Annotated in this window: 24 protein-coding genes; 6 read left to right on the top strand and 18 right to left on the bottom strand. The window is 61.7% G+C overall.

Features of this window, described 5'->3' with window-relative positions; translation table 11 throughout:
• Positions 1-88 precede the first annotated feature (88 nt).
• Positions 89-670 carry a carboxymuconolactone decarboxylase family protein gene (locus OE747_RS12380; protein ID WP_263828904.1) on the bottom strand — a complete coding sequence of 194 codons (582 nt, stop codon included), beginning with the start codon at positions 668-670 and terminating at the stop codon, positions 89-91.
• Between the two features lie 146 nt (positions 671-816).
• On the opposite strand from OE747_RS12380, the gene OE747_RS12375 reads away from it, so the two are divergent.
• Entirely contained in the window at positions 817-1,923 is a 1,107-nt protein-coding gene (locus OE747_RS12375) for a hypothetical protein (protein WP_263828903.1), read from the top strand.
• A 7-nt stretch (positions 1,924-1,930) separates the two neighbouring features.
• On the opposite strand, the gene OE747_RS12370 is transcribed toward OE747_RS12375, so the two are convergent.
• Genes OE747_RS12370 through OE747_RS12355 form a run of 4 tightly spaced genes read right to left on the bottom strand, consistent with a single transcriptional unit; the run spans position 1,931 to position 4,880 of the window.
• Complete coding sequence (locus OE747_RS12370) at positions 1,931-2,986, bottom strand: aromatic ring-hydroxylating dioxygenase subunit alpha (protein WP_263828902.1); 1,056 nt, start codon at positions 2,984-2,986, stop codon at positions 1,931-1,933.
• 10 nt (positions 2,987-2,996) lie between these two features.
• On the bottom strand, positions 2,997-3,332 hold the full coding sequence (locus OE747_RS12365; protein WP_263828901.1) for a carboxymuconolactone decarboxylase family protein: 336 nt from the start codon (positions 3,330-3,332) through the stop codon (positions 2,997-2,999).
• 11 nt (positions 3,333-3,343) lie between these two features.
• Positions 3,344-4,105 (bottom strand): amino acid ABC transporter permease, encoded by a 762-nt coding sequence (locus tag OE747_RS12360; RefSeq protein ID WP_263828900.1) that lies wholly within the window; start codon positions 4,103-4,105, stop codon positions 3,344-3,346.
• Between the two features lie 13 nt (positions 4,106-4,118).
• A complete protein-coding gene (locus OE747_RS12355; RefSeq protein ID WP_263828899.1) occupies positions 4,119-4,880 on the bottom strand; it encodes an amino acid ABC transporter ATP-binding protein in 762 nt (253 codons plus the stop codon).
• A 112-nt stretch (positions 4,881-4,992) separates the two neighbouring features.
• Between OE747_RS12355 and OE747_RS12350 the strand changes: the two genes are divergently transcribed.
• Positions 4,993-5,763: a transporter substrate-binding domain-containing protein gene (locus tag OE747_RS12350; RefSeq protein WP_263828898.1), complete on the top strand. Its 771-nt coding sequence runs from the start codon at positions 4,993-4,995 to the stop codon at positions 5,761-5,763.
• 38 nt (positions 5,764-5,801) lie between these two features.
• Here the strand turns inward: OE747_RS12350 and OE747_RS12345 are convergent, their stop codons facing one another.
• The gene (locus OE747_RS12345; RefSeq protein ID WP_263828897.1) at positions 5,802-6,410 is read right to left on the bottom strand and encodes a helix-turn-helix domain-containing protein; all 609 of its coding nucleotides are present in this window, start codon (positions 6,408-6,410) and stop codon (positions 5,802-5,804) included.
• Positions 6,411-6,488: 78 nt separating this feature from the next.
• Here OE747_RS12345 and OE747_RS12340 point away from each other — a divergent pair, with 78 nt between their 5' ends.
• The gene (locus OE747_RS12340) at positions 6,489-7,229 is read left to right on the top strand and encodes a creatininase family protein (protein ID WP_263828896.1); all 741 of its coding nucleotides are present in this window, start codon (positions 6,489-6,491) and stop codon (positions 7,227-7,229) included.
• 90 nt (positions 7,230-7,319) lie between these two features.
• Here the strand turns inward: OE747_RS12340 and katG are convergent, their stop codons facing one another.
• Together katG and OE747_RS12330 are read right to left on the bottom strand one after the other, a co-directional pair.
• Entirely contained in the window at positions 7,320-9,515 is a 2,196-nt protein-coding gene (gene katG, locus OE747_RS12335) for a catalase/peroxidase HPI (protein ID WP_263828895.1), read from the bottom strand.
• Between the two features lie 188 nt (positions 9,516-9,703).
• Positions 9,704-11,356, bottom strand: a complete 1,653-nt coding sequence (locus OE747_RS12330; RefSeq protein ID WP_263828894.1) for a GMC family oxidoreductase — start codon at positions 11,354-11,356, stop codon at positions 9,704-9,706.
• A 102-nt stretch (positions 11,357-11,458) separates the two neighbouring features.
• Here OE747_RS12330 and OE747_RS12325 point away from each other — a divergent pair, with 102 nt between their 5' ends.
• Together OE747_RS12325 and OE747_RS12320 are read left to right on the top strand one after the other, a co-directional pair.
• Complete coding sequence (locus OE747_RS12325; protein WP_263828893.1) at positions 11,459-12,355, top strand: LysR substrate-binding domain-containing protein; 897 nt, start codon at positions 11,459-11,461, stop codon at positions 12,353-12,355.
• A gap of 245 nt (positions 12,356-12,600) precedes the next feature.
• A complete protein-coding gene (locus tag OE747_RS12320; RefSeq protein ID WP_263828892.1) occupies positions 12,601-13,059 on the top strand; it encodes a hypothetical protein in 459 nt (152 codons plus the stop codon).
• Positions 13,060-13,121: 62 nt separating this feature from the next.
• Here the strand turns inward: OE747_RS12320 and OE747_RS12315 are convergent, their stop codons facing one another.
• The 5 genes from OE747_RS12315 to gcvT all read right to left on the bottom strand — a co-directional run bounded on the left by OE747_RS12315 (position 13,122) and on the right by gcvT (position 19,541).
• Complete coding sequence (locus OE747_RS12315) at positions 13,122-13,973, bottom strand: FAS1-like dehydratase domain-containing protein (RefSeq protein WP_263828891.1); 852 nt, start codon at positions 13,971-13,973, stop codon at positions 13,122-13,124.
• Between the two features lie 43 nt (positions 13,974-14,016).
• Positions 14,017-14,979 (bottom strand): helix-turn-helix domain-containing protein, encoded by a 963-nt coding sequence (locus OE747_RS12310; RefSeq protein ID WP_263828890.1) that lies wholly within the window; start codon positions 14,977-14,979, stop codon positions 14,017-14,019.
• 68 nt (positions 14,980-15,047) lie between these two features.
• A complete protein-coding gene (gene gcvP, locus OE747_RS12305; RefSeq protein WP_263828889.1) occupies positions 15,048-17,906 on the bottom strand; it encodes an aminomethyl-transferring glycine dehydrogenase in 2,859 nt (952 codons plus the stop codon).
• Positions 17,907-17,962: 56 nt separating this feature from the next.
• Positions 17,963-18,328 carry a glycine cleavage system protein GcvH gene (gene gcvH, locus OE747_RS12300; RefSeq protein ID WP_263388281.1) on the bottom strand — a complete coding sequence of 122 codons (366 nt, stop codon included), beginning with the start codon at positions 18,326-18,328 and terminating at the stop codon, positions 17,963-17,965.
• A 115-nt stretch (positions 18,329-18,443) separates the two neighbouring features.
• A complete protein-coding gene (gene gcvT, locus OE747_RS12295) occupies positions 18,444-19,541 on the bottom strand; it encodes a glycine cleavage system aminomethyltransferase GcvT (protein WP_263828888.1) in 1,098 nt (365 codons plus the stop codon).
• Between the two features lie 383 nt (positions 19,542-19,924).
• Here gcvT and OE747_RS12290 point away from each other — a divergent pair, with 383 nt between their 5' ends.
• On the top strand, positions 19,925-20,539 hold the full coding sequence (locus tag OE747_RS12290) for a helix-turn-helix domain-containing protein (RefSeq protein ID WP_263828887.1): 615 nt from the start codon (positions 19,925-19,927) through the stop codon (positions 20,537-20,539).
• A gap of 36 nt (positions 20,540-20,575) precedes the next feature.
• On the opposite strand, the gene OE747_RS12285 is transcribed toward OE747_RS12290, so the two are convergent.
• The 5 genes from OE747_RS12285 to OE747_RS12265 are packed head-to-tail and all read right to left on the bottom strand — an operon-like array spanning position 20,576 to position 24,463.
• Positions 20,576-20,953 (bottom strand): c-type cytochrome, encoded by a 378-nt coding sequence (locus tag OE747_RS12285; RefSeq protein ID WP_263828886.1) that lies wholly within the window; start codon positions 20,951-20,953, stop codon positions 20,576-20,578.
• A gap of 37 nt (positions 20,954-20,990) precedes the next feature.
• Positions 20,991-21,509 carry a nitrous oxide reductase accessory protein NosL gene (locus OE747_RS12280; protein WP_263828885.1) on the bottom strand — a complete coding sequence of 173 codons (519 nt, stop codon included), beginning with the start codon at positions 21,507-21,509 and terminating at the stop codon, positions 20,991-20,993.
• The gene (locus tag OE747_RS12275) at positions 21,506-22,327 is read right to left on the bottom strand and encodes an ABC transporter permease (protein WP_263828884.1); all 822 of its coding nucleotides are present in this window, start codon (positions 22,325-22,327) and stop codon (positions 21,506-21,508) included. Before OE747_RS12275 ends, OE747_RS12280 begins: the two co-directional genes overlap by 4 nt.
• A complete protein-coding gene (locus tag OE747_RS12270) occupies positions 22,324-23,217 on the bottom strand; it encodes an ABC transporter ATP-binding protein (RefSeq protein ID WP_263828883.1) in 894 nt (297 codons plus the stop codon). Before OE747_RS12270 ends, OE747_RS12275 begins: the two co-directional genes overlap by 4 nt.
• Positions 23,207-24,463: a nitrous oxide reductase family maturation protein NosD gene (locus OE747_RS12265; protein ID WP_263828882.1), complete on the bottom strand. Its 1,257-nt coding sequence runs from the start codon at positions 24,461-24,463 to the stop codon at positions 23,207-23,209. Before OE747_RS12265 ends, OE747_RS12270 begins: the two co-directional genes overlap by 11 nt.

Below are 24,463 nucleotides of genomic sequence, written 5' to 3'. Positions count from 1 at the left end.
CTTGGAACGCGCGGGTCAATGCGGGTGCCGACATGGTCGATGACTTCACGACCGGTCGGAACCGAACACGACGCTGCGCTGGCCCTCATCAATTGTCTTCCCTGTAATATCCGATCACATCGTTTTCGGTAGTCGCTCCAAGCCCATTCAACAGCCGGTTCGAATAGTTGAAATACGCACAGACCTGATTGACCTCCAGTATCTCCCCGTCGTCGCATCCGGCGATCTTCAAAGCCTCGAAATCTGATTTGACCATCTTGCCGACAGAGGTTGTCAGTTTCGCGGCATAACGCAGCAAAGCAAGCTCTTTCCCCGCAAACTCCTCTTCCGGGCGGTGTGCCTTGAGCGCGAGAAAGATCCGGTCCGAACGCGTTTGATCTCGCAGCAGGTTTCGCACATTCATGAAATGATGCGTCAGCGAATAGGTGCAATCGTTCAGGATCGACGTGTAGCTCGCAACGACTTCCAGAAACCAGAACGGCAGCACGTTGTCTTGTGAATGAAGAACCGAGCGATACAGGGTCACATGCCCGTTCATGGTTTCCGGTCTGAGTGAATGCACCCGCATGACGGTATCGACCGTGCCATGCGGCGTGCGCGCGTTGTCCAGCATCTCCTTGAGCCGACCATCCGCTTGCTCATCCGGAATCATTTCAATCCACGCACTCATGATTTCACTCCTCCAGTTGCAGCTACAGGATATGAGGCAAGTAGCCCTAATTCACAGTAGAAATTTCAACTGAGGAGAAATTTTTGTAGGAAGGGACGATGGAGCGGGAGTATGATTGACTCGATCTCGCAAAACAGTGGGCAGACATGTCAGAGGATAGACTTCGAGCCGGGGCCGAAAACCTCTTGCGCAATTGCGGTGGTTTGAGCGCGGGGGATCACCTCTTGATTGTTCAGGAGGAAGCAGGCCACGGCTATTACAGCGACGATCTCGCCGCCGAGATTGCAGGTTGCGCCAAGACGATGGGTGTCGAGACCGATCTCAGGACAGCGCCCTTTGACCCGATCGGATCGACCTTACCGGCCAGCATTCAATCTGCCATGGCGACGGCCGACCGGACCCTGTTCCTGTCGCGCTGTGGTGACCAGATCAGGTTCAGCGAAGAGATGCGCAGAACGCGCCCTATCGTCGCTTATGTCCTGGATACAGAGATGCTTGCGTCCGCTTTTGGCCGCGCCCATTATGACGGCTTCGTGGAGATCAAGGAGAGGTTGTACTCGCTCTTGGCGAATGCGCGCGAAATCGGCGTGACCTGCCCGCTGGGCACCAATTTCAGTGGCCCTGGCGCTGCCTTTCCCGACAAACGCATATCGGATGTCGCAATCACCCGGTTTCCCATGTCGGTCTTTGCTCCAGTCCCAGCTGCCGGGTTTTCCGGCGTGATCGTTCAGGACGGGTTTCTTGTGGGGACGGGATCCAGGTTTTACCAGCCCTATGGATGCCATCTGGATTCCCCAATCGAGATTCATTTCAAGGACACCGTTCTCGAAGGGTTTGAGGGAGCGCCCGAAGATGTCCGGCGCGCGATGGCGCATTTTCACAATGTCGGAAAACGGTTCGGGCTGAACCCGATGACGGTTCATTCCTGGCATGCGGGCATTCATCCGGGCTGCTTCTACACCAGGCCGGCTGCCGAGAACTTCGAACGGTGGAGCGGTAGCGCCTTCGGGAATCCACGATTGCTGCATTTCCATACATGCGGGAACACCGCTCCCGGAGAGATTTCCCTGAATGTGCTGGATCCAACCATCGAGGTTGACGGAGTCAAGATATGGGATGCGGGCGTTTTCCACGTTTCCCGTGTTCCCGGCGGAGCAGAGATCCTGGAACGTTACCCGTGTATCCGCGCGGTCTTCGAGAACCCGGAAAAGCAGGTCGGACAAGGGCCGACAGGGCGGCTTTCAGGCGTTTGACAAAGTCTCAATCGGCAGAGGTTTCTGCTCTGATCTGACGGGCCACCCTTGTGCGAAAACGCATCGCGCCTGCGTCCAGACCAAGATTGATGTAGGCAGACCTGCGGTTCGCCATGCCTGTTTGCACGTGCTCCAGAACGGCCTTGTCTTCGTTGAACGCCATTGTTGCGCCTTCGAACATCCGTTGCGAGAGTTGGTGATCCTCGGCATGCATGTTGCGATGCTGGAACCAGAAATACCGGGACCGGTTGGCATCCACAGGGGTAATGAAATTGTAGGAAATGTTCACAAAGGCATTGGGCGACACTGGCCTCTGCGCGCCGCCCTCTCCCGCAGGGGTATAGACCGACATGTTAATCGCGGTGGATGGCAGGCGACACTCGTAGTGCTGCTTGCGGTCGCAGGTGGGGCCAAAGGGCAGCATGGCTTTGTAGTATGGTGGCGGCTCTTCGCCCAGAACCCAGCGCGAGACGATAACGCCGTTCTCGATCTCCTCCAGATCCAGGGGCCGGTTATCGGTTCCGGCCCCCGCAAATGAAGAAAGATGAACCCAGGCCACATGGCTAGGGTCGAGAAGGTTGTCGATAATATAGAGGTAGTGACAAGCCATCTCCATGGCGCCTTTCGGCGTCTTGCCCCAGTCAGGATTGTCGAAATTGGGGATGTCCAGAATCGCATCTCGGTCCGCCTTGTCCGGGTCTCCCATCCAGAGCCACAGGAAACCCCACCTGTCTTCGGCGGGATAGGAATGAACAGCGGCGCGGCGCGGCGGATTGTCGAGCTGGGTCGGGGCAATGACACATTCACCGGTACAATCGAAGGTCAGGCCGTGATACCCGCAGACCACGTTGTCACCTTCGACAGTGCCACGCGAAAGTGGCAGCTTGCGATGCGGACAGGCGTCCTCCAAGGCAATTGCATTGCCCTTGGTGTCCCGAAAGATCGCGATTTGCTCTTCCAGCATGGTGACCGCGCTCAACGTCCGCCCAAAGTCCTCACTGCGTCCGGCGACATACCAGCAGTTTCGCAAGAACCCTTCCGCTCCGATCAGGTCAGGCCGCATATCCACCCCCCTACGCAGAAAACACGTCAAACGCCTTCAGCGCCTTGGCGCTATAGGCATACGAGGGCCCGCCCCCCATGTAGGTGGCCATCGCCAGGGCCTCGCACATTTCGGCCCGGGTCGCCCCCAGCCGCACGAGCGAGCGCACGTGAAAACCGATACAACTGTCGCACCGGGTCGCAATGGCAATCCCCAGCGCGATGAATTCCTTTGTCTTTTCGCTCAGGGCGCCATCGGTCTTTGCCGCCTTGCCCATGATGCCGAAACCGCGAACGGTTTCCGGCACCTCTTTCGAATAGGCCGCGATATCGCCTTCGATTTCGGCCATGAAGGTTTTCCAGTCCATGCCTCGCCTCCTCAACCCCGTTCGTCCGAGCCCATGCGCCGCTCCAGCCAACGCACGCCAGCGCTGATGATCAGAACCAGTACAAGGTATTCAAGGATCAGCAGGGTATAGATTTCCAGCGGTCGGTATTCGGTAACCACCAGTTCATTGGCGCGGCGGGTCAGTTCCTGCATGCCGATGACGCTGGCAAAGGCGCTCATCTTGACGATATAGATGAACTGGTTGGCCAGGGGCGGCAGAATGCGCCGGATCGCCTGCGGCAAGATCACGTAGCGCATGGTCTGGAGGTAGTTCAGACCGATGGTCTGCGCCGCTTCTGTCTGACCCTTGGCGATCGACTGAATACCGGCCCGATAGATCTCGGCGGTAAAGGCGCTGTCCGACAGCGCCAGCGTAATGACCGCCCCCCAGAACGGATCAATCGGAATGTTCAATCCCATCTCGCGGAAAATGATCGGCAGCCCATAGAACACCCAGAACAACATGGGCAACAGGGGGATGGAGCGGATGAATTCTACATAGATCCGGTTGACCAGCCTCCAGCCGCGTTTCTTGGACAATCCCGGCAGGGCGACCACAAGGCCCACCACGATGGACAGAGCTGCCGCGATCACCGAGATCAGTATGGTGTCGCCCATGCCCGAGATCAGGAACTTGATATTGATCCAGCCCCCGGGCGTCATCGGATTGATGACGTACCAGCCCCAGGTCGAGGAACTGGAACATCCCGAAAGCGCCAGAACGGGAAGTGCAAGAAGCAGGAGTTTCTTCATCAACCCTCGCGCCTCAATGCTGCAATATCTGTGACAGGAACTTCTGGCATCGAGGGGAACGCGGCGACCCGAAAAACTCCTCTGGTGGCCCCTGCTCGACGATCTCGCCCGCGTCCATGAACACCATCTGATCGGCCACTTTTCGGGCAAAACCCATCTCGTGCGTAACCACCACCATGGTCATCCCCTCTTCGGCCAGCGTGACCATGACATCGAGAACCTCCGAGATCATTTCCGGGTCCAGCGCCGAGGTCGGTTCGTCAAACAGAAGAACCTTGGGTTCCATGCAAAGCGAGCGCGCGATCGCCACCCGCTGCTGTTGTCCACCGGACAACTGGCTGGGGCGCTTGCGGGCCTGATCGGGGATATGCACCCGCTCGAGATAGTGCATCGCGCGCGCCTCGGCCTCTGACCGGGTCATACCGCGTGCCTTGATCGGGCCAAGCGTCAGGTTTTCAAGAACCGTCAGATGCGGGAACAGATTGAACTGCTGAAAAACCATGCCAACCTCGGAGCGGATGGCCGCCACGGATTTCGGATCATTGGTCAATTCCACCCCATCGACGCGAATCGTCCCCTCCTGATGCTCCTCCAGCCGGTTGATGCAGCGCACCACGGTCGACTTGCCCGACCCCGACGGCCCACAGATCACAACTTTTTCACCCAGACCAACGGACAAGTTGATATTCTTGAGAACATGGAAGGTTCCGAACCACTTGTTCACGCCCTTGAGTTCGATCGCCTGTGTTGATCGGGGCTGAGTTTGAGCGGGCATTTTTCTTCCTGAGAAATATTTTTCTTGAGGTTAGCGGTCCGCTTGCCCTTAAATCAAGTATCAAATCCACTGGTTTTCCAGTCGGCCACAGAAACACCAACAGGAGATACCCATGAATAGCTTTCTCAAGACCATAGCGGTAGCCGCTGTCGGCGTGGTGCTGTCTACCGCGGCACAGGCGCAATCGGCGCTGAACGACATCTTGGACAACGGGATTCTCAAGGTCGGCACAACGGGCGACTGGAACCCGATGACGCTGCGCGACCCGGCGACCAACAGTTACAAGGGTTACGACATCGACATCATGAACGAATTGGCCAAGGACCTGGGCGTCGAGGTCGAGTTCGTTCCGACCGACTGGAAGACATTGGTCAATGGCGTGGTTGCCGGTCAGTATCACATTACCGGTTCTGCCTCGATCTCACCGCCCCGGATGAAGGTTGCGGGTTTCTCGGAAAGCTATATCGCCGTCGAGATCTTCCCCTTCACCACGAAGGACAAGGCCGACAAGTTCTCGGGCTATGACTCGATCAACCAGCCCGGCGTGAAGGTTGCCACAACCCTTGGCACCACGTTTGAAAAACTGGTGCGAGAATGGTTCCCCAACGCCGACATCAAGGTCGTCGAAGCGCCTGCGCGCGGATACCAGGAGGTTCTGGCCGGCCGCGCCGATGTTTTCGTGACATCGAACATCGAAGGGTCCACGCTGGAGGCCAAATTCCCTGTCGTGCGCGTGCCCAATGCCGAACCCCGCGCGCCCTCGCCCATCGCCATGATCCTGCCTCAGGACGATCAGGTCTGGATCAACTACGTCAACAACTGGGTAAAGGTGAAAGCGGCCCAGGGTTTCTTTGAAGAGAACCGCAAGAAATGGGGTCTGTAAGCTCCTGACAGGGTGGCCGCCTTTGGCGGCCGCTTCCCTCAGAGGTCGTTGGAAACGGCCTTGGTCACCAGGGTAATGAAACTGACCCTATCCGTCTTGAGCTCAACCGGCCCATGCGCATTGCTTGATTCAAAGCTGATACTGTCGCCCGGTTTCATGTGGTATTTGGCTTCTCCGCACTGGAACACCATTTCACCACTGGTGACATGCATGAACTCCAACCCCCGGTGTCGGTAGAGCGGTCGTGGCTTCAGCGGCTTTTCCAGTGTGACACTGAAGCTTTCGAAACTGACATGGCTGGCCTCGGCCCGCCCGATCATCTTGTAGGTATGACCAAAACCGCTTCCCAACCTCTGCACGGTCACCCCCTCGCCTGCCGCGACAAAGGAAACATCCGAATGCTCAACCGTTCCGGCAAAGAAGTTGATCAGCGGAACTCCGATGCCGCCAGCTAGCGCCGCCAGGGTTCCCAGCGAGGCCGAAACCTGTCCGCGCTCGATCTTGGATATCATGGCAGTGGACACGCCAGAGCGTGTCGACAACTCGGCCAACGTCAGCCCGCCCAGCATCCGGTGCGTCTTGACTGTCGCTCCGACAACCTGGTCCAGCGCAGGTTTCTCGATATCCAGCGGCGGTGAATCTTCCATGCCGACAGGTTATTACGCTCTTGCACAAAGGGGAAGCGCTCTGCCACCACAGGCCTCCGTTGTCAAAAGGAGAGGGGAATGCAACTGTCCCACATGACATGGCTTCAGGTCGAGACATGCCTGAAAAAGGGCGCCGCGGTCATGGTGCCCGTCGGTTCGACCGAACAACATGGCCCAATGGGCCGGATCGGAACCGACACGATCTGTGCCGAAGCGGTCGCCCTGGCCGCAGCAGAGATTTGCGACGCCATCGTCGCGCCCCCTCTCGCCTATACGCCCGCGCCGTTCAACACCGCCTTCCCCGGGACGGTTTCCATGCCCGAGGACCTGTTTCAGGCACATGCCAGAGCGGTGTTTCAGGGGTTGTTGGCACAAGGGTTTCGCGGGGTCTATGTCGTCAACGGCCACGGGGCGAACATTGAGCCATTGGAGCGTGTGGTAACAGAGCTGGCACCGTCCCCCATCTGCATCCGCAGCTGGTGGGAACCCGCAGAGGTCAACCAGATGCGCAAAACGCTCTACGGAGATTGGGAGGGAATGCATGCCACCCCATCCGAGATCGCCATCACCCAGGCATTGCTGGGAGCATTGCCCGAAGGCGAGGCCGCCCTGCCGCCGAAATCGCTGAGTGCCGATTACATCCGGGCACATGCGGGTGATCGTCACGGCCCACCGGCTGAACACAGGGCCGAGTTTCCCGATGGCCGGGTCGGATCGCACTCCGCGCTCGCCAACCCCGTTGATGGCGCACGGCTGCTTGAAAGCGCCGCGCGGGGCATCGCGGCAGACTTTGCGGAGTTCCTGAACAGGGTGCGTTGAATTTCCCTTAGACAACGAAAAGAGGCCAGCAAACACATTGCTGGCCTCTCTTTACATCCCTCGGCCGAAGGATCGACCGACGATAACAGTTCAGTTCAGATCGAACCGGTCAGCGTTCATAACCTTGGTCCAGGCCGCAACAAAATCGGTGACGAAGTCGCCTGCCGCGTCATCCTGGGCATAGCGTTCGGCCAATGCCCGCAACTGCGAGTTCGAGCCAAACACCAGATCGGCACGTGTTGCCGTCCAGCGGGTCTTGCCAGTCGCCCGGTCGCGGCCCTCGTAAACGCCATCGCCTGCCGGTTTCCATTCGGTTCCCATATCGAGCAGGTTCACCAGGAAATCGTTGCTCAACACGCCGGGACGATCGGTAAGCACGCCGTGCTTGGAGCCACCGTGATTGGCACCCAGAACACGCAGGCCCGCGACCAGCACCGTCATCTCGGGTGCAGTCAGGCCCAGCAGCTGCGCCCGGTCTACAAGCATCTCTTCCGGAGACGTCCGCAGCTTGCGCGCCTGGTAGTTCCGGAACCCGTCCATCACAGGTTCCATCACTGCAAAGCTTTCGGCGTCGGTCTGTTCTGCCGTCGCATCGCCACGGCCCGAAACAAACGGCACGTCGACGTCGTGGCCACCGGCCTTTGCCGCCGCTTCCACAGCCGCCGACCCGGCCAGCACGATCAGGTCAGCCATCGACACTTGCTTGCCGCCAGCATTGAACGCCGACTGGATGCCCTCCAGTGTGCCCAGAACCTTGGCGAGTTGCGCGGGCTGGTTCACCTCCCAGTCCTTTTGCGGGGCCAGGCGAATACGGGCGCCATTGGCACCGCCGCGCATGTCCGAGCCGCGGAAGGTCGAGGCAGAGGCCCAGGCTGTCGAGACCAGCTCAGCGACACTCAGACCCGAGGCAAGGATTTGTTCCTTGAGCGCCTTGGCATCCGCTTCGCTGATTTCCGAACCTGCCGGAATCGGATCTTGCCAGATCAACTCCTCGGCCGGCACTTCCTTGCCCAGATAGCGCGCGCGCGGGCCCATGTCGCGATGGGTCAGCTTGAACCAGGCGCGGGCAAAGGCGTCGGCAAAGGCCGCCGGATCCTCGGCAAAGCGCTTGGCATGCGGCGCCAGCTTGGGATGATACCGCAACGACAGGTCGGCGGTGGTCATCATCGGGCGATGCTTTTTCGACGGGTCAAAGGCATCTTCGACCATATCCTCTTCATCGACATTGGTGGCCAGCCAGATATGGGCGCCCGCCGGGCTCTTGGTCAGCTCCCAGTCGTACTTGAACAGGACCTTGAAGTATCCCATGTCCCAAGTGGTCGGGTGCGGCTTCCACGCCCCTTCAATACCCGAAGTAATGGCGTCTCCGGCCTTGCCCGACCCGTGCGTCGAAAGCCAACCCAGCCCCATCGCCTCGATCGGGGCCGCTTCCGGCTCGGGGCCGACTGCGGTGGCAGGACCGTTGCCATGCGCCTTGCCGAAAGTATGGCCGCCAGCGACCAGCGCCACCGTCTCGGCCTCGTCCATCGCCATCCGACCAAAGGTCTCGATCACGTCATGCCCCGAGGCGACGATGTCCGGGTTTCCGTCGGGGCCCTCGGGATTCACATAGATCAGGCCCATCTGGACCGCGGCCAGAGGGTTCTCCAGATCGCGCGCGCCGGAATAGCGGCTGTTGGCCGAGTCCGAGGGGGCAAGCCATTCGCCTTCGGACCCCCAATAGATGTCCTCTTCGGGCTCCCAGATGTCGGGCCGGCCACCGGCAAACCCGAAAGTCTTGAAGCCCATCGATTCCAGCGCCACGTTGCCGGTCAGGATCAGCAGATCGGCCCAGGAGATCTTGTCGCCGTATTTCTTCTTGATCGGCCAGAGCAGGCGGCGCGCCTTGTCCAGGTTGCCGTTATCGGGCCAGCTGTTGAGCGGGGCGAACCGCTGGTTGCCGGTATTGCCGCCACCGCGCCCGTCGGCGGTGCGATAAGTGCCTGCAGCGTGCCAGGTCATGCGGATGAAAAGCGGGCCATAATGGCCGTAATCGGCAGGCCACCAATCCTGGCTGTCGGTCATCAGCGCGGTCAGATCGGCCTTGAGCGCATCGAGGTCCAGCGATTTGAACGCTTCCGCATAGTTGAAATGTGCCTCCATCGGATCCGATTTGGACGAATGCTGATGCAGCACCTTCAGGTTGATCTGGTTGGGCCACCAGTGGTGGTTGCGCATGCCTGAGCCCGCGGCTTGTCCGTGTACAACAGGGCACTGGCCCGAGGCAGGGGCGTCGTTTCCGTCCATGTCTGTCTCCAATCTGGGTTGAGCAAAACCTACTCGAACAGGCAGAGACGACATCCGTGTGACCGGACTGTCTCTGCTGTTTGACCGGATCAGGCTATCAAGTTGGATTGATCGGATTAAGTTCTATTTTCTGATGCTTTCAATAATTTTTACCTATCAATATTCCGAACAGCCTCGGGCCAGTCGGGTCAGGCCACCGCGGAGCGGCCCAGGTTGTCTTCGATGACCATCCGAGCCGCCCTGTCGGCCAGCATCATCGTGGGTGCATTGGTGTTGCCAGAGGTGACATTCGGAAACGCCGAGGCGTCAATGACCCGCAGCCGTCCGATCCCATGCACCCGCAAACGGTTGTCGGTTACGGATGTGTCCGGCCCGTCACCCATACGGCATGTGCAACTGGCATGGAAAACGGTTCCGGCGCGCTGGCGGAAGTTTTCCAGCAAGGCATCATCGTCCATCTCTAGAATATCGGGGTCGCGCCGGGCGCGGGTCACGCGCTGCAATGTCGGCGACTGCGCCAGTTGTTGAAGCAAATGGCTGGCGGCGACGGCAGTTCGCTGGTCTTCCGCCGTGGAAAGTGAATTGGGTTGAATGCGCGGTGCAGCCGCCGGGTCGGCAGACCTCAACGTGATCCAGCCCCGGCTGGTTGGTCGACAGGGTTGAACGCACAAAAGGAATCCGTTGTCGCGGTCGACGAGCGGCGCCCCATCCGGCAGGGTCGCATAGGTGGCGGGGTTGCAATAAACCTGAACATCCGGGACAAGCGCGCCGCTGGTCCTCAGATAGCCGCTCACTTGGTTCACGGGGACCGACAGCGGCCCTCCGCGCGTCAACAGATATTGTACACCAGCGCGGAACTGCCCTGTCCGTCGACCGAGGATACTGTTCAGGGTCGCTTCCTTGGCCCAGTAATAGTGCGAAACGGCAAGATGATCCTGTAGCCCCTGCCCAACCTGCGGCTGGTCCAACACCATATCTATGCCAAGGGTCCTGAGGTCGGCGGCAGGACCGATCCCCGATAGCATCAGCAACTTGGGCGAGTCGATGGCGCCCGCGCTCAGGATCACCTCGCGCCGAGCGCTGGTTTCCCGTATCTCGCCGTTCACGCGATAGCGGACCCCAGTCGCCAGTTTCTCTTTTGTCAGAATACGTTCGACGCGCGCGCCAATGACCACAGAGAGATTGTGCCGTTTGATCGCTCGTCGCAGAAAGACGTCGGCGGCGGACCATCGGCGCCCATTCCGGACCGTGGCGCGCATGTAGCCCATCCCTTCGTTCGGATGCTGGTTCTGACCCGGCGATGCGCTGCCGTTTAGATCCCCAAGGACAGGCCAGTTCAGGTCGCGGGCGGCGTCCAGGAAGTGGCGGCTGAAGGGGGACATCGCGTTCCTCAGATCGCTGACGACAATAGGACCGGAGCCGCATGTGGTTCCATCCGCCTCGACAACGGTTTCCAGCGCCTCATAGGTTTCCTGAACGGTTTTCCAGTCCCAACCGGTTGCACCGGCCTTGGCCCAATCGTCAAAGTCATGCGGCAGGCCACGCATGTAGGCCATCGCGTTGATCGAGGAAGACCCGCCGATCACCTTGCCGCGCGGCCAGTACCCAATGCGGTTCCCAAGGCCCGGATCCGGCTCGGCCTGATATTTCCAGTTCACCCGAGCATCGGAAAAGGTCAATCCGTAACCCATTGGCATTTTTATGAAAAACTTCTGATCACTGCCGCCGGCTTCGATCACCTGCACGGTGAATCGCCCGCATTCGGTCAGTCGGTCGGCGAGGACACAGCCCGCCGAACCGGCGCCGACAATGATGAAATCGAATTCCGGCGCCTTGGTCATTGTTGGTCTTTCCGCGATTTTCCGGGCAATTTCGGAGAGAGCAATAGACAAATCAAACGATGCGTTTTACGCCTAAGGCTAAATCAGCGTTGAAGCTTGCCCATGCCCGCCCTGCCCCATGTGACCTGGCTCAAGTCCTTTGAAGCCGCCGCGCGGCATAGCAGTTTTTCCTCTGCGGCGGCGGAGCTGAATCTCACGCCCGCTGCTGTCAGTCAGCAAATTCGCCTTTTGGAGCAACACCTTAAAGCACAACTGTTCCAACGCCTGCCACGCGGGGTCAAGCTGACGGATATCGGGCTGGCCTATGCCCAGACAATCCGCAAGAGCTTTGACGAGATGGCCGTCGCGACCGATGGGTTGTTCGGCAAACAGCGCAAACGCGAGGTCCGGGTGCGGGCCGCGATTTCAAGCGCGACGCTGGTCATCGCGCCGCATCTGGCCGAGTTCCAGACCGCACATCCAGACATAATTGTCCGTTTTGTAACCTCGATCTGGGCCGATCGGTTCGATTTGTACAATCTGGATCTGGATATCCGCTGGGGTCTGGGAACCTGGGACGAACCGCTGGTTCAGCATTTGGGCCACGAATCCGCGGTGCCGGTCTGCTCTCCCGCCTTTGCCGCCGCCCTGGGCGGGGCACCGGATATCGCGGCGCTGGCCCGGTCACAGGTGGTGCAGATCATCGGCTCGGAGACCGACTGGCGCAAGCTGTCGGACCTGCACGGGCTGGGCCTGGGCCCGACGGCCGACTGGATGTTTGTCGACAGTTCGCTGAGCGCGCTTCAGATCGTCAGCGCGGGCACCGGCGTGACCATGGTGCTGGAGAGCTTTGCCCGCCCCTATCTGGAGCGGAGCGAACTGATCGTGCCGGTTGAGTGCAAACTGCCCAAACGCCGAGCGCATTATCTGGTGACCCGCGACGAGGCGGCCCAGCGTGACGAGGTGCGCCAGTTCGCGGCGTGGGTGACCGGACTCTATCGCGACCTGTTGTCGGAGTAGGGCGACATCCCGCAATCTGGGTCAAACACACTGGCAACACATGTTGACCTGGCATTCGCGCGAACTGGACTGTCGAATGCGGCGCCTGACAAAGCTGTCTTTCGTCAAAGGGCCGCGAAAATGTTTCGACGGGATGACCGCCATGTGTACGGCTTTGGGCCTCCCGATTGCATTTGGAGTATCGCCGGGGAGCGGGCTCAGGTAAGCTTGCCAAGCTGGTTTTGGCCTCCCGACGAGGATGAAGAATGCTCCGTATCGTTCTATGCGCCGCAGCTGTCTTGGTGCCTGAGTGCCTGATTGCGTCAGAGAAGGTGTCAGCAACAAATTTCTATGTCGTCAAACAAGAGCAAATTCCGGCGGGAGAGAACGTTTTCTGGAAAGAGGACAACTACGGAACTTACACCATTCACGAAGGATCAATCGACGCTGGGTTTGTTCGGTGCGTCGGTTCGGGGTTCGGCGGTCCCGGCGGTATCACCGGTGGTGGCGTGTGTGTGTACGGAGCGGACGAGGACACGTTCACCATGAGATGGGAAGTTGTCAGTCTTGGCTTCAACAAGTGGCGGATCGTTTCCGCCACCGGCAAATACTCAGGGATGACTGGAAGCGGAACCACCAGAACACGCGTGGCGTCGCAATTCATGGCACTCCCGCACCGAATTTCCGACTGGGAAGGCGAGGTTAACTTGCCCGCCAAGGACTGATACACCGGGCCGTGCCGGAAGACCCTGACGAACCGGCACATTGAGCCGCTTTTGCCACGAGATCAGGCGATTGTGGCGCGTGCCTGCATGGCCAAAGCGCCATCGTGCCGCCGGGCCCAGAGGCGAAAGGTCTTGCCATCCGCCTCAGCCGCGCCATGCACCGAGAAATCAGTGGTGTCAAACACGGTCGAAATGGCACGGAATTCGAAGCTCTTCACGATGGCCTCCGGTTTCTCGCGGCGCAGCAGGTCCAGCAGCAGCGTGGCCAGCAGCGGGCCATGCACGACCAGCCCCTCATAACCTTCGGTAGTGACACAGAACGGCTGGTCATAGTGGATGCGGTGACCGTTGAAGGTGAGTGCTGAATAGCGGAACAGCATCACCGGGTCGGGATGAACATCGCGGGCAAAATCCCAACTGTCGGGGGCGGCAGGCGGCGGCGGCACCGGGTCAGAGGGGCGCGGCGCCTCGCGATAGACGATGTCGTGCTCTTCTTCGACGCAGAGAGTTTCATTGTCGAACACCTGATGTCCGACGGTGACAAAGACAAGCTGGCCCGTGCGCCCCTCTTTCGGCGCGACCGAGCGGACCGTGGAAACCTTGCGCAACGCGCGCCCGATCCGCAGCGGTTCGATGAACCGCAACCGGCTGCCGGCCCACATACGGCGCGGCAGAGGCACCGGCGGCAGGAAGCCGCCAAGGGCGGCGTGTCCGTCATATCCGGCGTCGGAGAGCTTGTAGACGGGCAGGAAATGCAGCCAGTGCCAGAGCGGCGGCAGGTCCGATCCCTCGGTGTATTCGGGATCGTCGCGATTCAGGGTCGCCGCCAGGGCATTGGCGGGAAAGGGGGCGATGCGTTCGCTGCGGGTCTCGCTCCGCCCGATCCAGGCGGTCAGGTCCAGTGTCTCGGTCATGGCTGAAACTTGTGCTGATCGGCGCCATGGCTGTCAACGGGGATCAGGCGGCGCCGCGAAACGCCTGCTGCCTGAGGGTCTGCGGGCTGACACCATATTCCTTGCGCACCCAGCGGGCGAGGTTCGAATGGGTGCCAAACCCGGTGGCCAGAATGATCTCGGACAGGGGCAGGCTGGTCTGGACCAGCAATTGCTGTGCCCGCTCGATCCTGAGCGCCCGGTAGATTGTCAGCGGCCCTTCGCCGATCAGATCGAGAAACCGGCGTTGCAGCTTGCGGGTGGAAACACCCTGATGCCGGGCCAGTTCACCGATCTTCAGCGGCTGTTCGATATGGGCCTGCATCAGCGACAGGCAATTGTCGATCAGCCGGTCGCCGCGCGCCTTGTGCAACAACCCAAGCGACAGGCGGCTGTGCCGGTTGGGCTGGGTCTGTTTCAGGCCAAGATAGGTGCCAAGCGCATGGGCGGCAAAGGCACCGTGATCCTGCGCGATCAGCTCCAGTATGACCGGCAAGGCGGCAAAGGCGCTGATGGCAGTGGAAATACAGCCGTTCCGGGTTGTCAGATCGGACCCGTCGCCGCAATCCAGCCCCTCTTCCCGGGCGGAGGCAGAGAAGTTGGGATGAACCGCCATGGCCCGGCCCTGCGCCAGCCCGGTATTGCCCAACAGGAACACCGCGCCGCCAATCAGGACGGTGCGCGGGGCCAGAGACAGGATGCGGTGAATCCGGGCGGATTCCTTGTCGGCGACGGGCCATCTCTTGTGGATGTCACCCAGGAAGATCACCGTCCGGCGCTGCCACTTGCGCGGGTCGCCGCCCGGCTGGGCCGAGAGCCGGTGCGCCGAGATGCGATAGGGCTTGCCTGGGAGGATCTCGTTGGCGGCCCGGAAAAGATCGGCCAGCATTCTGGCCGAAGAGGGCGCGGCGCCCTCGGGCAGAATGATGTCGATATGGCGGGGCGGGGCGGGCAGGTCAGTGGCCCCGGTGGATGCGCAACAGGTCACTTGGCCCTCCCTCTTGCGTCTGGCCGCGCCTGTCCGGGACGGGCGCGGCCGACTTTGGCTGTGCCGCCTTATTCGGCGGCTTCCTCATAGGCGCTCATCGGCGGGCAGGTGCAGACCAGGTGACGGTCGCCATAGGCGTTGTCCACCCGATTGACTGCCGGCCAGTATTTGTCGACGCCCAGATTGCCCGGAGGGAAACACGCCTGTTCGCGGCTATAGGGCCGGTCCCAGTCCCCCACCAGGTCACGCACCGTGTGGGGGGCGTGTTTCAGCGGATTGTTTTCCGGGTCGATCTTGCCGTCGATGATATCCTGCGCCTCGGCCCGGATCGACAGCATCGCCTCGCAGAACCTGTCGAGCTCTTCCTTGGGCTCGGATTCGGTCGGTTCCACCATCAGCGTGCCCGCCACCGGCCAGCTCATCGTCGGCGCGTGGAAACCGCTGTCGATCAGGCGCTTGGCCACGTCGTCCACCGTCACGCCACCCTCGTCGTTCAGCGGGCGGGTGTCGAGGATGCATTCATGCGCCACCCGACCGGTCTCCGAGGTGTAGAGGATCGGATAGGCGTCCTTGAGCCGGGCCGCGATATAGTTGGCGTTCAGGATCGCGACCTTGGTGGCCTGGGTCAGACCGGCGCCGCCCATCAGCAGCACATAAGCCCAGCTGACCGGCAGGATCGAGGGCGAACCGAAGGGCGCGGCCGAGACCGGGCCGACGGCGGTGCCGTATTCCGGATGGCCGGGCAGATGTTCGGCCAGATGCGCCTTGACCCCGATCGGTCCCATGCCGGGGCCACCACCGCCATGCGGAATGCAGAAGGTCTTGTGCAGGTTCAGGTGGCTGACGTCGCCACCGATGTCACCCGGCCGCGACAGACCAACCATCGCGTTCATGTTGGCCCCGTCGATATAGACCTGGCCGCCATGTTCATGGGTGATGTCGCAGACCTCTTGCACGGTGGTTTCGAAAACACCGTGGGTAGAGGGGTAGGTGATCATGCAAGCCGCAAGGTTATCCGAATGCTCGATGGCGCGGGCGCGGAAATCGGCCACGTCGATATTGCCCTTGTCGTCGGACTTGATCGGCACGACCTTCCAGCCGACCATCTGGGCCGAGGCCGGGTTGGTGCCATGTGCCGAGGTCGGGATCAGGCAGACGTTGCGGTGTCCCTGGCCATTGGCAACGTGATAGTTGCGGATGGTCAGCAGACCCGCATATTCGCCCTGCGCGCCCGAATTGGGTTGCTGGCTGATCGCGTCATAGCCGGTGATCTGGCACAGCTTGTCGTTCAGGTCCGCAATCATCTCGTGGTAGCCCTGCGCCTGATCGTCGGGGACGAAGGGGTGCAGGTTGCCGAACTCGGGCCAGGTGACCGGGATCATCTCGATGGTGGCGTTGAGCTTCATCGTGCAGGACCCCAGCGGGATCATGGCACGGTCAAGCGCCAGGTCGCGGTCGGCCAGACGGCGCATGTAGCGGGTCATCTCGGCCTCGGCCCGGTTCTTGTGAAAAATCGGGTGGGTCAGATAGGGGCTTTCCCGCAGCGCGTAGTCCGGCAGATGATAGCTGCGGTTGGCAACGCTGTCGTCTTTCTTGTCGATGCCAAAGGCACCCCAGACCGCCTCGATGGTCTCGGCGCGGGTCTGCTCGTCGAGCGAGATGCCGATCCGGTCGTCACCCACCTTGCGCAGGTTGACGCCCCGGGCAACGGCGGCTTCCATCACGGTTTTCTGGAGCGGGCCGACCTCGACGGTGATGGTGTCAAAGAACACTTCCGGTTCCACTTTGAACCCGGCCTCGACCAGACCGTCCACGAGGCGCGAGGTCTTGCGGTGCACCGATTGCGCGATGGCCTTGATCCCGTCGGGGCCGTGATAGACGGCATACATCGAGGCGATGACGGCCAGCAGGGCCTGCGCGGTGCAGACGTTCGAGTTGGCCTTTTCCCGGCGGATGTGCTGTTCACGGGTCTGAAGCGCGAGGCGGTACGCCTTGTTTCCGCGCGCGTCGATGCTGACGCCGATGATCCGGCCCGGCATCGCACGTTTGAGCTTGTCGGTGGTGGACATATAGGCGGCGTGCGGTCCGCCGAAGCCCATGGGCACGCCAAAGCGCTGGGTCGAGCCGATGGCGATGTCGGCGCCCATTTCGCCCGGGCTTTTCAGCAGGGCCAGCGACAGGATGTCGGCGGCCACGATGGCGATGGCGTTATGTTCGTGCAGCGCTGCGATTTCCTTGGTGAAGTCGCGCACATGGCCATAGGTGCCCGGATACTGGAAGATCGCACCGAATACGGCACCGGCCTCCAGCTCGTCAGGATCGGCGACCTTGACGTCGATGCCCAGAGGCTCGGCACGGGTCTTGATCACGGCAATGGTCTGCGGGTGGCAGTTCTTGTCGACGAAGAAGGCGGCATTGTTGGCCTTGGACCGACCGCCGCGCTGTGCCATGGTCATCGCTTCGGCGGCGGCGGTGGCCTCGTCCAGAAGCGAGGCGTTGGCCACGTCCAGCCCGGTCAGATCGCTGACCATGGTCTGGTAGTTCAACAGCGCCTCAAGCCGGCCCTGGCTGATTTCCGGCTGATAGGGGGTATAGGCGGTGTACCAGGCCGGGTTTTCCAGGATGTTGCGCAGGATCGGCGCCGGGGTGGTGGTGCCGTAATAGCCTTGGCCGATCAGCGAGGTGAGAACCTTGTTCTTCGAGGCCACCTGTTTCATGTGATAGAGCGCGTCGCGCTCGGTCATGGCCGGACCCCAGTCCAGCGCCTCTTTCTGCCGGATCGACGGCGGCACGGTGGCGTCGATCAGCTGGTCGAGCGTCTTGAAGCCGATCACCTGCAACATGTCGGCCATCTCACGCGGGCTGGGTCCGATATGGCGGCGGTTGGCGAAATCGTAGGCTTCGTAATCGGTGAGTTTGAAGGCCATGGCTCTGGGTCCTCGTCAGGCGGTGGGAGCCGCCGGCAGGGCCGGCGGCTGGCGGCTTAGCCGATCATGTCTTTATAGGCGGCGAGATCCATCAGCCCGTCAAGCTGCGACGCATCGCTGAGCTTGATCTTGTAGATCCAGGCGTCGCCCTCGGGGCTTTCGTTCAGGGCGCCGGGATTGTCGGCCAGTTCCTCGTTTACCTCGACCACTTCGCCATCGACGGGAGCATAGATCTCGGAGGCGGCCTTGACCGACTCGATCACGCCGATCTCGTCGCCCTGGGCAAATTCGTCACCGGCTTCTTTCTGTTCGATGAACACCACTTCGCCCAGCTGGTCGGCTGCGTGTTTGGTGATGCCCAGCGTGGCGATCTCGCCCTCGACGCTGAGCCATTCGTGGTCTTCGGAGTAGTAGATGGTCATGTTTGTCGATCCTTCGGATGGTGTATTTCGGCTGCGGCGGGCGCGGGCAAGGTTTTGGAAAAACCTTGTGGACAAAGCCTTGGTCAAGGCTTTGTACCCCTGCCTCTGGCAGGAGCTAGCGTTTGTAATTCTGCGCGACGAACGGCAGCGCGACGATTTCGGCGGGCTGGGCCTTGCCCCGGATGATCAGGTTGACCTTGTCGCCCGGCGCCGCGTGGGCGCTGGCGACATAGCCCATTGCCACCGGCGCGCCGACCGTGGGGCCGAAGCCGCCCGAGGTGATCTCACCGATGGTCTCGCCGTCAAGGCTCTGGATCTCCACATGCTGGCGGGCGGGTGCACGGCCTTCGGGCTTGATACCGACCAGCTTGCGCGGGGCGCCTTCGGCGATCTCTTTCAGGATGCGCTCGGCGCCTGGGAAACCACCCTCTTCGCGGCGACGTTTCTGGATCGCCCAGAGCAGGCTGGCCTCGATCGGCGAGGTGGCATTGTCGATGTCGTTGCCGTAAAGGCAAAGCCCCGCTTCCAGCCGCAAGCTGTCTCGGGCGCCCAGGCCCGCCGGTTCGCAATCCTCATGCGCCAGAAACAGGCGCGAGATGCGGATCGCCTCGCCTTCGGGGATCGAGATTTCGTAACCGTCCTCACCGGTATAGCCCAGCCGCGAGATGCGGCAGTCTACGCCGTCGATCTGACCCAGCATCGTCTCCATGAACTTCAGGTCGCGCGCTGCGGGGCAGAGGCGGCCCACCACATCCTCGGCGCTGGGGCCTTGCACCGCGACCAGCGCGCGGTCGAAGATCTCGGTCACCTCGACCCCGTCCAGGTGCGCCGCCATATGCGGGATATCCTGATGGCGCAGCGCCGCGTTCACCACCACAAAGAAGTATTCGCCCGCGTTCGACACGATCAGGTCATCCATGATGCCGCCCTGGGCATTGGTGAAGAAGCCATAGCGCGCCTTGCCTTCGGGCAGGGTCGAGAACACCTGCGGGCAGAGCTTTTCCAGTTTGGCGCCGATATCTTCCCCGCGCAGGATCACCTGCCCCATGTGGCTGACATCGAACAGCGCCGCCTTTTCGCGGCACTGCTTGTGCTCGCCCATGATCCCCATCGGGTATTGCACCGGCATTTCCCATCCGGCGAAATCCACCATCTTGCCGCCAAGCTCGACATGCAGGTCATAGAGCGGGGTGCGTTTGGGCGTGTCAGTCATGATCTGGTTTGTCCTTGAGCTCGCGCAGGGCACGCAAAGGGAAAGGGTTGCCGCCCCGCCGATCCCCATGCCGAAGGGAGAGGAGGAGAGAAGCTTTGACACGGTGATGTCGGCGGAGCGGCAAGGCGGAAAGAGGGGAGGCGGGGCGCGAAACCGACACATGGCAAGAACCATGGCCCATTTCACCGATCAGTGTCGCAAGTGGCAGGCCCACCGGATCCCCCCTGAGTTTCGCTGTGCGCCCGGTCTGTATTCCATGGCGCACAATTCTGATGTATCGTATAGGAAACTTTTCCCCTATTGGCAACAAAAGATTTGATTTGGAAAATTCGAATACGTTAGGGTTATGAGGGAGATCAACCGCCGAAATCAGGGGAATGCGCATGGAGCCGGTTCAGACAGAAGACGAAGGCCTGAGCGTCGAGGGGCTGGAAGCGCCCGATGGCGAAACCCTTGGCCGCATGATTCGCGAGGCACGCAAGGACAAGGGGATGACCCTGGAGGAGGTCGCGCGCGCCGCCGCCATCGGGCGGTCGACCCTGTCCAAGATCGAGAACAACCAGACCCGCGCCAGTTTCGACATCATCCGCCGCCTGATGCAGGCGCTGGAACTGGAGACGCCACAGCTCTTTGTGCAGTCGGGCAAGAGCGACATTTCCGGCCGCCGCGATTTCACCCGCAAGGATCAGGGCGAACATCAGGTCACCCGCACCTATGATCATGAACTCTTGTGCACCGAACTGACCAGCAAGCGGATGCTGCCCTATATCAGCACGATCAAGGCCCGCGATGTCAGCGAGTTCGATACCTGGGTGCGCCACCGGGGCGAAGAGTTCATGTTCGTGCTGAGCGGCGAGCTGACGCTCTATACCGAACATTACCGCCCGTTGCAGATGAAGGCGGGCGACAGCGTCTATTATGACAGCGGCATGGGCCATGGCTGCGTCTCGACCAGCAAGGAGGACGCGCGCGTTCTCTGGGTCTCGCTGGACGGTTGACGCGGGCGGCAGGCCTGCCTGCCGCCCCTTGACCGGTCAGAAGCCTTGCAGATAGGCAATGACGTCTTCGATCTCGTCTTCCTTCTTGAGCCCGGCAAAGCTCATCTTGGTGCCCTTCATGAAATCCTTGGGCTTGGCAAGGAAGGCGGCCAGATTCGCCTCGTCCCAGACCAGACCGCCGGCTGCGGCCTCGGTCAGGGCATCGGAATACTTGAACCCTTCGACCTGACCGGCAGCTGCGCCGACAATACCGTTCAGCTGCGGCCCGACCTTGTTGGCCGCCCCTTCGCCCACCGCATGGCAGGCCTTGCATTTGTTGAAGACTTTCTTGCCCTTGTCGGCATCGCCATCGGCAAGCGCTGGCATCGCCAGCGCCGCGGCCAGCGCCGTCAGGATCAGTCTGGATTTGAGCATCTCTCTCTCCTTCTTGGTTGAGGTTGGTCTTTCTAGGTCACGCCGGATTTTGCAGGGTCTGGTTCAGATCAACCGGCCCCAGTACCTCGGCGTCGGGTATGTCGTCGAGCGACAGGATACGGCCACCATAACGGGCGACAAAGCCCTCGGCCGCCGTCGGATCGGCAAAGGGTACGATTTCAGGGGCACCCATGCCCCCGGCGACACCCGCCCCGACGACAAATAAAGCTGTATTGGCGGGGGTCCAGTTCATTGAACCCGGTTCTGCCCAGCTGACGGCCGCGCCCATGTCGCTGACATAGACGGCGGTAATCTCCGCCTCGCGCTCTGGGCTTTTCAGATAGGTGACCAGATCGCGGACCTGGGCGAAAAAGATCGGGGCTGGATATCCATCGAGATGGATCTGTCCCTTGGGCCCGCCATGCTCGGCCACGTTCATCTGGCAGAAGTAGCTGAGCGCGGCCTCGGTCAGTTCCACCGGGGCGGGCGGCGCCTTGGCCTCTTCCTCCTTGCAGGCGGCAAGGGCAACCAGGGCGATGAGCGCAAGTGTCCTCATGGTTCGAGCCTCCGGAACGCGGCCCAGGCCAGGACAAACCCCAGGACCGGCCAGACCAGCAGCGATACCGGCGCGGCCCAGACCGGCAGCGCCTGTGCGGCGCCGGTCATGCCCGAGGTCATGGCGACGCCTTCGGTCGCGGCGATGTTCCACAAACGGAAAGCGTCGGCCGGGTTGGCCACCATCACCCATGGGAAGACGGAACGGGTGAAGGTACCGCCCTGATCCATGACCACGGCCCCCAAAAGCCCCAGGTCATACAGAACGACAAAGACCAGCCAGAGCCCGGCCGACAGACCTGCCGCAGCCGTGGCGCCCCGTGCCAGGGCCGACAGCAGGGATCCAAGCGCCAGGAACACGGCGCCCAACAGGATCGAGGTTAGGATGAGGCGCAGAAGCGCCATCAGGCTTTCAGGCCCTGCCCCACCGAACCAGGCGGCCACCGCACCTGCGGTGCCAAAGCCCACGGTCATGGCAAAGGCCAGCGCGGCCAGATGGGCGGTGAACTTGCCCAGCAGGATCTCGGCCCGACCGGCGGGATAGGACAGGAGCAGCGCCAGGCTGCCCCGGTCCACGTCGCCTGCCACGGCATCGAACGAGATCATCAGCGCCAGGAGCGGCGCGAGATAGACGCTGAGCGTCGTCATCGAGGCGACCGAGACAGTCAGCATGTCCACGCCCAGCGTGCCAGTGGGCGCACTGCCCGCAAATGTCAGGGCCAGCGCGAACAGCACCATGATCAGCGTCGCCACCAGCAGCCAGCGGTTGCGGCGCAGGATCAGCATTTCGGCCCGGGTGATGGCAAGAAAGCGGGTCATTGCACGGTCTCCCTTGCATAGTGGCGGTAGAGGTCTTCGAGCTTGGGCGGGGTCATCTCCAGATCGGCCACCGCCTCGCCCATGGCGGCGATGCGGCGCAGCGCCTCCATCTTGTCGTCGGGTGAACACAGAAGCTCGACCGAGGCGCCGTTGACACGGTTGCCGCCCAGCCGGGCGGCCAGCGCATCGGCGTTTTCGCGCGCCCTGACCCGCAGGCGGATTGGCAGACCCGCCAGCGCCGACAGGTTGGCCAGCGTGTCGTCGGCCACCTTGACCCCCTTGCGCAGGATGGCGATGCGGTCGGTGCGGGCCTCGACCTCGGTCAGGGCGTGGCTGGCGATCAGCACCGCAGCCCCCTGCCCGGCCAGTTCGTCGATGATGGCATAGAGATCCTGGCGCGAGATCGGGTCGAGCCCCGATGTCGGCTCGTCCAGCAGCGCCACGCGGGGTTTGCCCAGCAGCACCTGCGCCAGTCCCAGCCGCTGCCGCATCCCCTTGGAATAGGTGCCGATGCGGCGGTCCAGTGCGTCGGCCAGGCCGACCCGTTCCAGTAGTCCGGGCACATCGGCCCGTTCGCCAGACAGGCGGGCAAAGAGCGTCAGTTGCTCGCGCCCGGTCAGAGCCGGGTGGAAAGACACCGCCTCGGGCAAATAGGCGGTATCGCGGCGGGCCTGGGCGCTGCCGGGGGCAGCAGTGCCGATGCGGATCGTGCCGCCATCGGTCGGGATCAGGCCGAGGATGGATTTGATCAGGGTCGATTTCCCGGCGCCGTTATGTCCAAGGAGCGCCACGCGCTCGCCGGGGGCGACATGCAGGGTGATATCGCTCAGAACGCGGGTTGGCCCGCGATCCTTGCACAACGATGTGATGGTCAGGGCCTTATCCGTCATGAGGCACCTTTTTCAGGGCTGGAGGTTCAGGGGCTTTGATCAGGGCGTTGCTGTCGATCACGCCGCCGGGCAGAAGGACCGGAAAGGCGGATTGCGACCAGCGCACCAGCTGCACGGCAGGGGAGCCAAGCAGCAACTTGGCTGCGGGTTGCGTCCACAGCACATGGTCCATGCTATCGTTGGGGCGATAGGGAGCGTCGGCGATGCCGTCGCCATTGACGTCATAGGCGGCAAAATCGGACCAGTAGTTGCCGCGCCCGTCCTCGGACCACTCGACCCATTTGGTCGAGACATATTTGACCTGGGTCCGGTTGCCGACAAAGGCGTTGCCGACGATCCGGTTGCGCTCGGACCCGGCGGTGAAATGGATGCCGATGCCGCAGCCTTCGAACCAGTTGTCGGTAAACTCATTCTTGTTGGCATTGTAGAGGAAGGTGCATTTCTCCTTTGCCCCTTTCACCACATTGCCCGAGATCACGCTGTCATTGGCATAGTTCAGCATGACCCCATGTTCGCGGTCACCGATCGAGACGTTGTCGACCACCTTGACCCGGCTGGTGAACATCACCGCATAGCCCAGGTCGTTACCGATCGAGACATTGCCCGTGACCTCGGAATTGTCGGCATACATGTAATGCACGGCAAAACGCAGATCGCGAAACAGGTTGTTGCGAAAGATGTTGCGGCGCGAGGAGTTCACGAAGATGCCGTCGCGCCCGTATCGGATATCGTTCTCTTCGACCACCGCGCCGGGGGCGTTCCAGACATAGACCCCGTTACCGCGCGCGTTCATGTGGCGGTCCTGGCGGCCCTCGATCCGGTTGCCCCTGACCAGCGCGTCCTTGGCGCCGTGGATATCGACGCCGTAGAGATTGCCGATCAGCATGTTGTTTTCCACCACCGGGGCGCGGGCGGTCTTGGTCAGCTGGATACCGCTGTCGATGCCGTCATGGTCCGAGCCGGAGCCGACCACGGTCAGCCCTCGCAGGGTCACGTCGGGGCCGGTCACGGTGATCACGCTGCCCGCGCCCTGCCCGTCAATGGTGGCCTGCCCCATCCCGTCAAGGGTGACGGACCGGGACAGGACCAGGGTTTCGGCATAGATGCCGGGCGCCAGGCGGAGGGTGTCACCATCCGCCGCCTGGGCCAGTGTCCGGGCGATGGCCCCCGCCCGGTTGGGCACGTCCCAATCCGCCGCCCAAAGGGGCGTGGCAAACAGGGTCGCAATCAGCAGGGGCCAGCGCAT

The sequence above is a fragment of the Ruegeria aquimaris genome (assembly GCF_025751555.1).
Classification (GTDB): Bacteria; Pseudomonadota; Alphaproteobacteria; order Rhodobacterales; family Rhodobacteraceae; genus Ruegeria_B; species Ruegeria_B aquimaris.
Note: the sequence above shows the minus strand (reverse complement) of the source record. Positions and strands in the feature narration are given on the sequence as shown.

What these genes read in the sequence shown, in the direction of transcription:
- OE747_RS12380 (WP_263828904.1), bottom strand. Translation starts at nt 670, where the DNA reads ATGAGTGCGTGGATTGAAATGATTCCGGATGAGCAAGCGGATGGTCGG.
- OE747_RS12375 (WP_263828903.1), top strand. Translation starts at nt 817, where the DNA reads ATGTCAGAGGATAGACTTCGAGCCGGGGCCGAAAACCTCTTGCGCAAT.
- OE747_RS12370 (WP_263828902.1), bottom strand. Translation starts at nt 2,986, where the DNA reads ATGCGGCCTGACCTGATCGGAGCGGAAGGGTTCTTGCGAAACTGCTGG.
- OE747_RS12365 (WP_263828901.1), bottom strand. Translation starts at nt 3,332, where the DNA reads ATGGACTGGAAAACCTTCATGGCCGAAATCGAAGGCGATATCGCGGCC.
- OE747_RS12360 (WP_263828900.1), bottom strand. Translation starts at nt 4,105, where the DNA reads ATGAAGAAACTCCTGCTTCTTGCACTTCCCGTTCTGGCGCTTTCGGGA.
- OE747_RS12355 (WP_263828899.1), bottom strand. Translation starts at nt 4,880, where the DNA reads ATGCCCGCTCAAACTCAGCCCCGATCAACACAGGCGATCGAACTCAAG.
- OE747_RS12350 (WP_263828898.1), top strand. Translation starts at nt 4,993, where the DNA reads ATGAATAGCTTTCTCAAGACCATAGCGGTAGCCGCTGTCGGCGTGGTG.
- OE747_RS12345 (WP_263828897.1), bottom strand. Translation starts at nt 6,410, where the DNA reads ATGGAAGATTCACCGCCGCTGGATATCGAGAAACCTGCGCTGGACCAG.
- OE747_RS12340 (WP_263828896.1), top strand. Translation starts at nt 6,489, where the DNA reads ATGCAACTGTCCCACATGACATGGCTTCAGGTCGAGACATGCCTGAAA.
- katG (WP_263828895.1), bottom strand. Translation starts at nt 9,515, where the DNA reads ATGGACGGAAACGACGCCCCTGCCTCGGGCCAGTGCCCTGTTGTACAC.
- OE747_RS12330 (WP_263828894.1), bottom strand. Translation starts at nt 11,356, where the DNA reads ATGACCAAGGCGCCGGAATTCGATTTCATCATTGTCGGCGCCGGTTCG.
- OE747_RS12325 (WP_263828893.1), top strand. Translation starts at nt 11,459, where the DNA reads ATGCCCGCCCTGCCCCATGTGACCTGGCTCAAGTCCTTTGAAGCCGCC.
- OE747_RS12320 (WP_263828892.1), top strand. Translation starts at nt 12,601, where the DNA reads ATGCTCCGTATCGTTCTATGCGCCGCAGCTGTCTTGGTGCCTGAGTGC.
- OE747_RS12315 (WP_263828891.1), bottom strand. Translation starts at nt 13,973, where the DNA reads ATGACCGAGACACTGGACCTGACCGCCTGGATCGGGCGGAGCGAGACC.
- gcvP (WP_263828889.1), bottom strand. Translation starts at nt 17,906, where the DNA reads ATGGCCTTCAAACTCACCGATTACGAAGCCTACGATTTCGCCAACCGC.
- gcvH (WP_263388281.1), bottom strand. Translation starts at nt 18,328, where the DNA reads ATGACCATCTACTACTCCGAAGACCACGAATGGCTCAGCGTCGAGGGC.
- gcvT (WP_263828888.1), bottom strand. Translation starts at nt 19,541, where the DNA reads ATGACTGACACGCCCAAACGCACCCCGCTCTATGACCTGCATGTCGAG.
- OE747_RS12290 (WP_263828887.1), top strand. Translation starts at nt 19,925, where the DNA reads ATGGAGCCGGTTCAGACAGAAGACGAAGGCCTGAGCGTCGAGGGGCTG.
- OE747_RS12285 (WP_263828886.1), bottom strand. Translation starts at nt 20,953, where the DNA reads ATGCTCAAATCCAGACTGATCCTGACGGCGCTGGCCGCGGCGCTGGCG.
- OE747_RS12280 (WP_263828885.1), bottom strand. Translation starts at nt 21,509, where the DNA reads ATGAGGACACTTGCGCTCATCGCCCTGGTTGCCCTTGCCGCCTGCAAG.
- OE747_RS12275 (WP_263828884.1), bottom strand. Translation starts at nt 22,327, where the DNA reads ATGACCCGCTTTCTTGCCATCACCCGGGCCGAAATGCTGATCCTGCGC.
- OE747_RS12270 (WP_263828883.1), bottom strand. Translation starts at nt 23,217, where the DNA reads ATGACGGATAAGGCCCTGACCATCACATCGTTGTGCAAGGATCGCGGG.
- OE747_RS12265 (WP_263828882.1), bottom strand. Translation starts at nt 24,463, where the DNA reads ATGCGCTGGCCCCTGCTGATTGCGACCCTGTTTGCCACGCCCCTTTGG.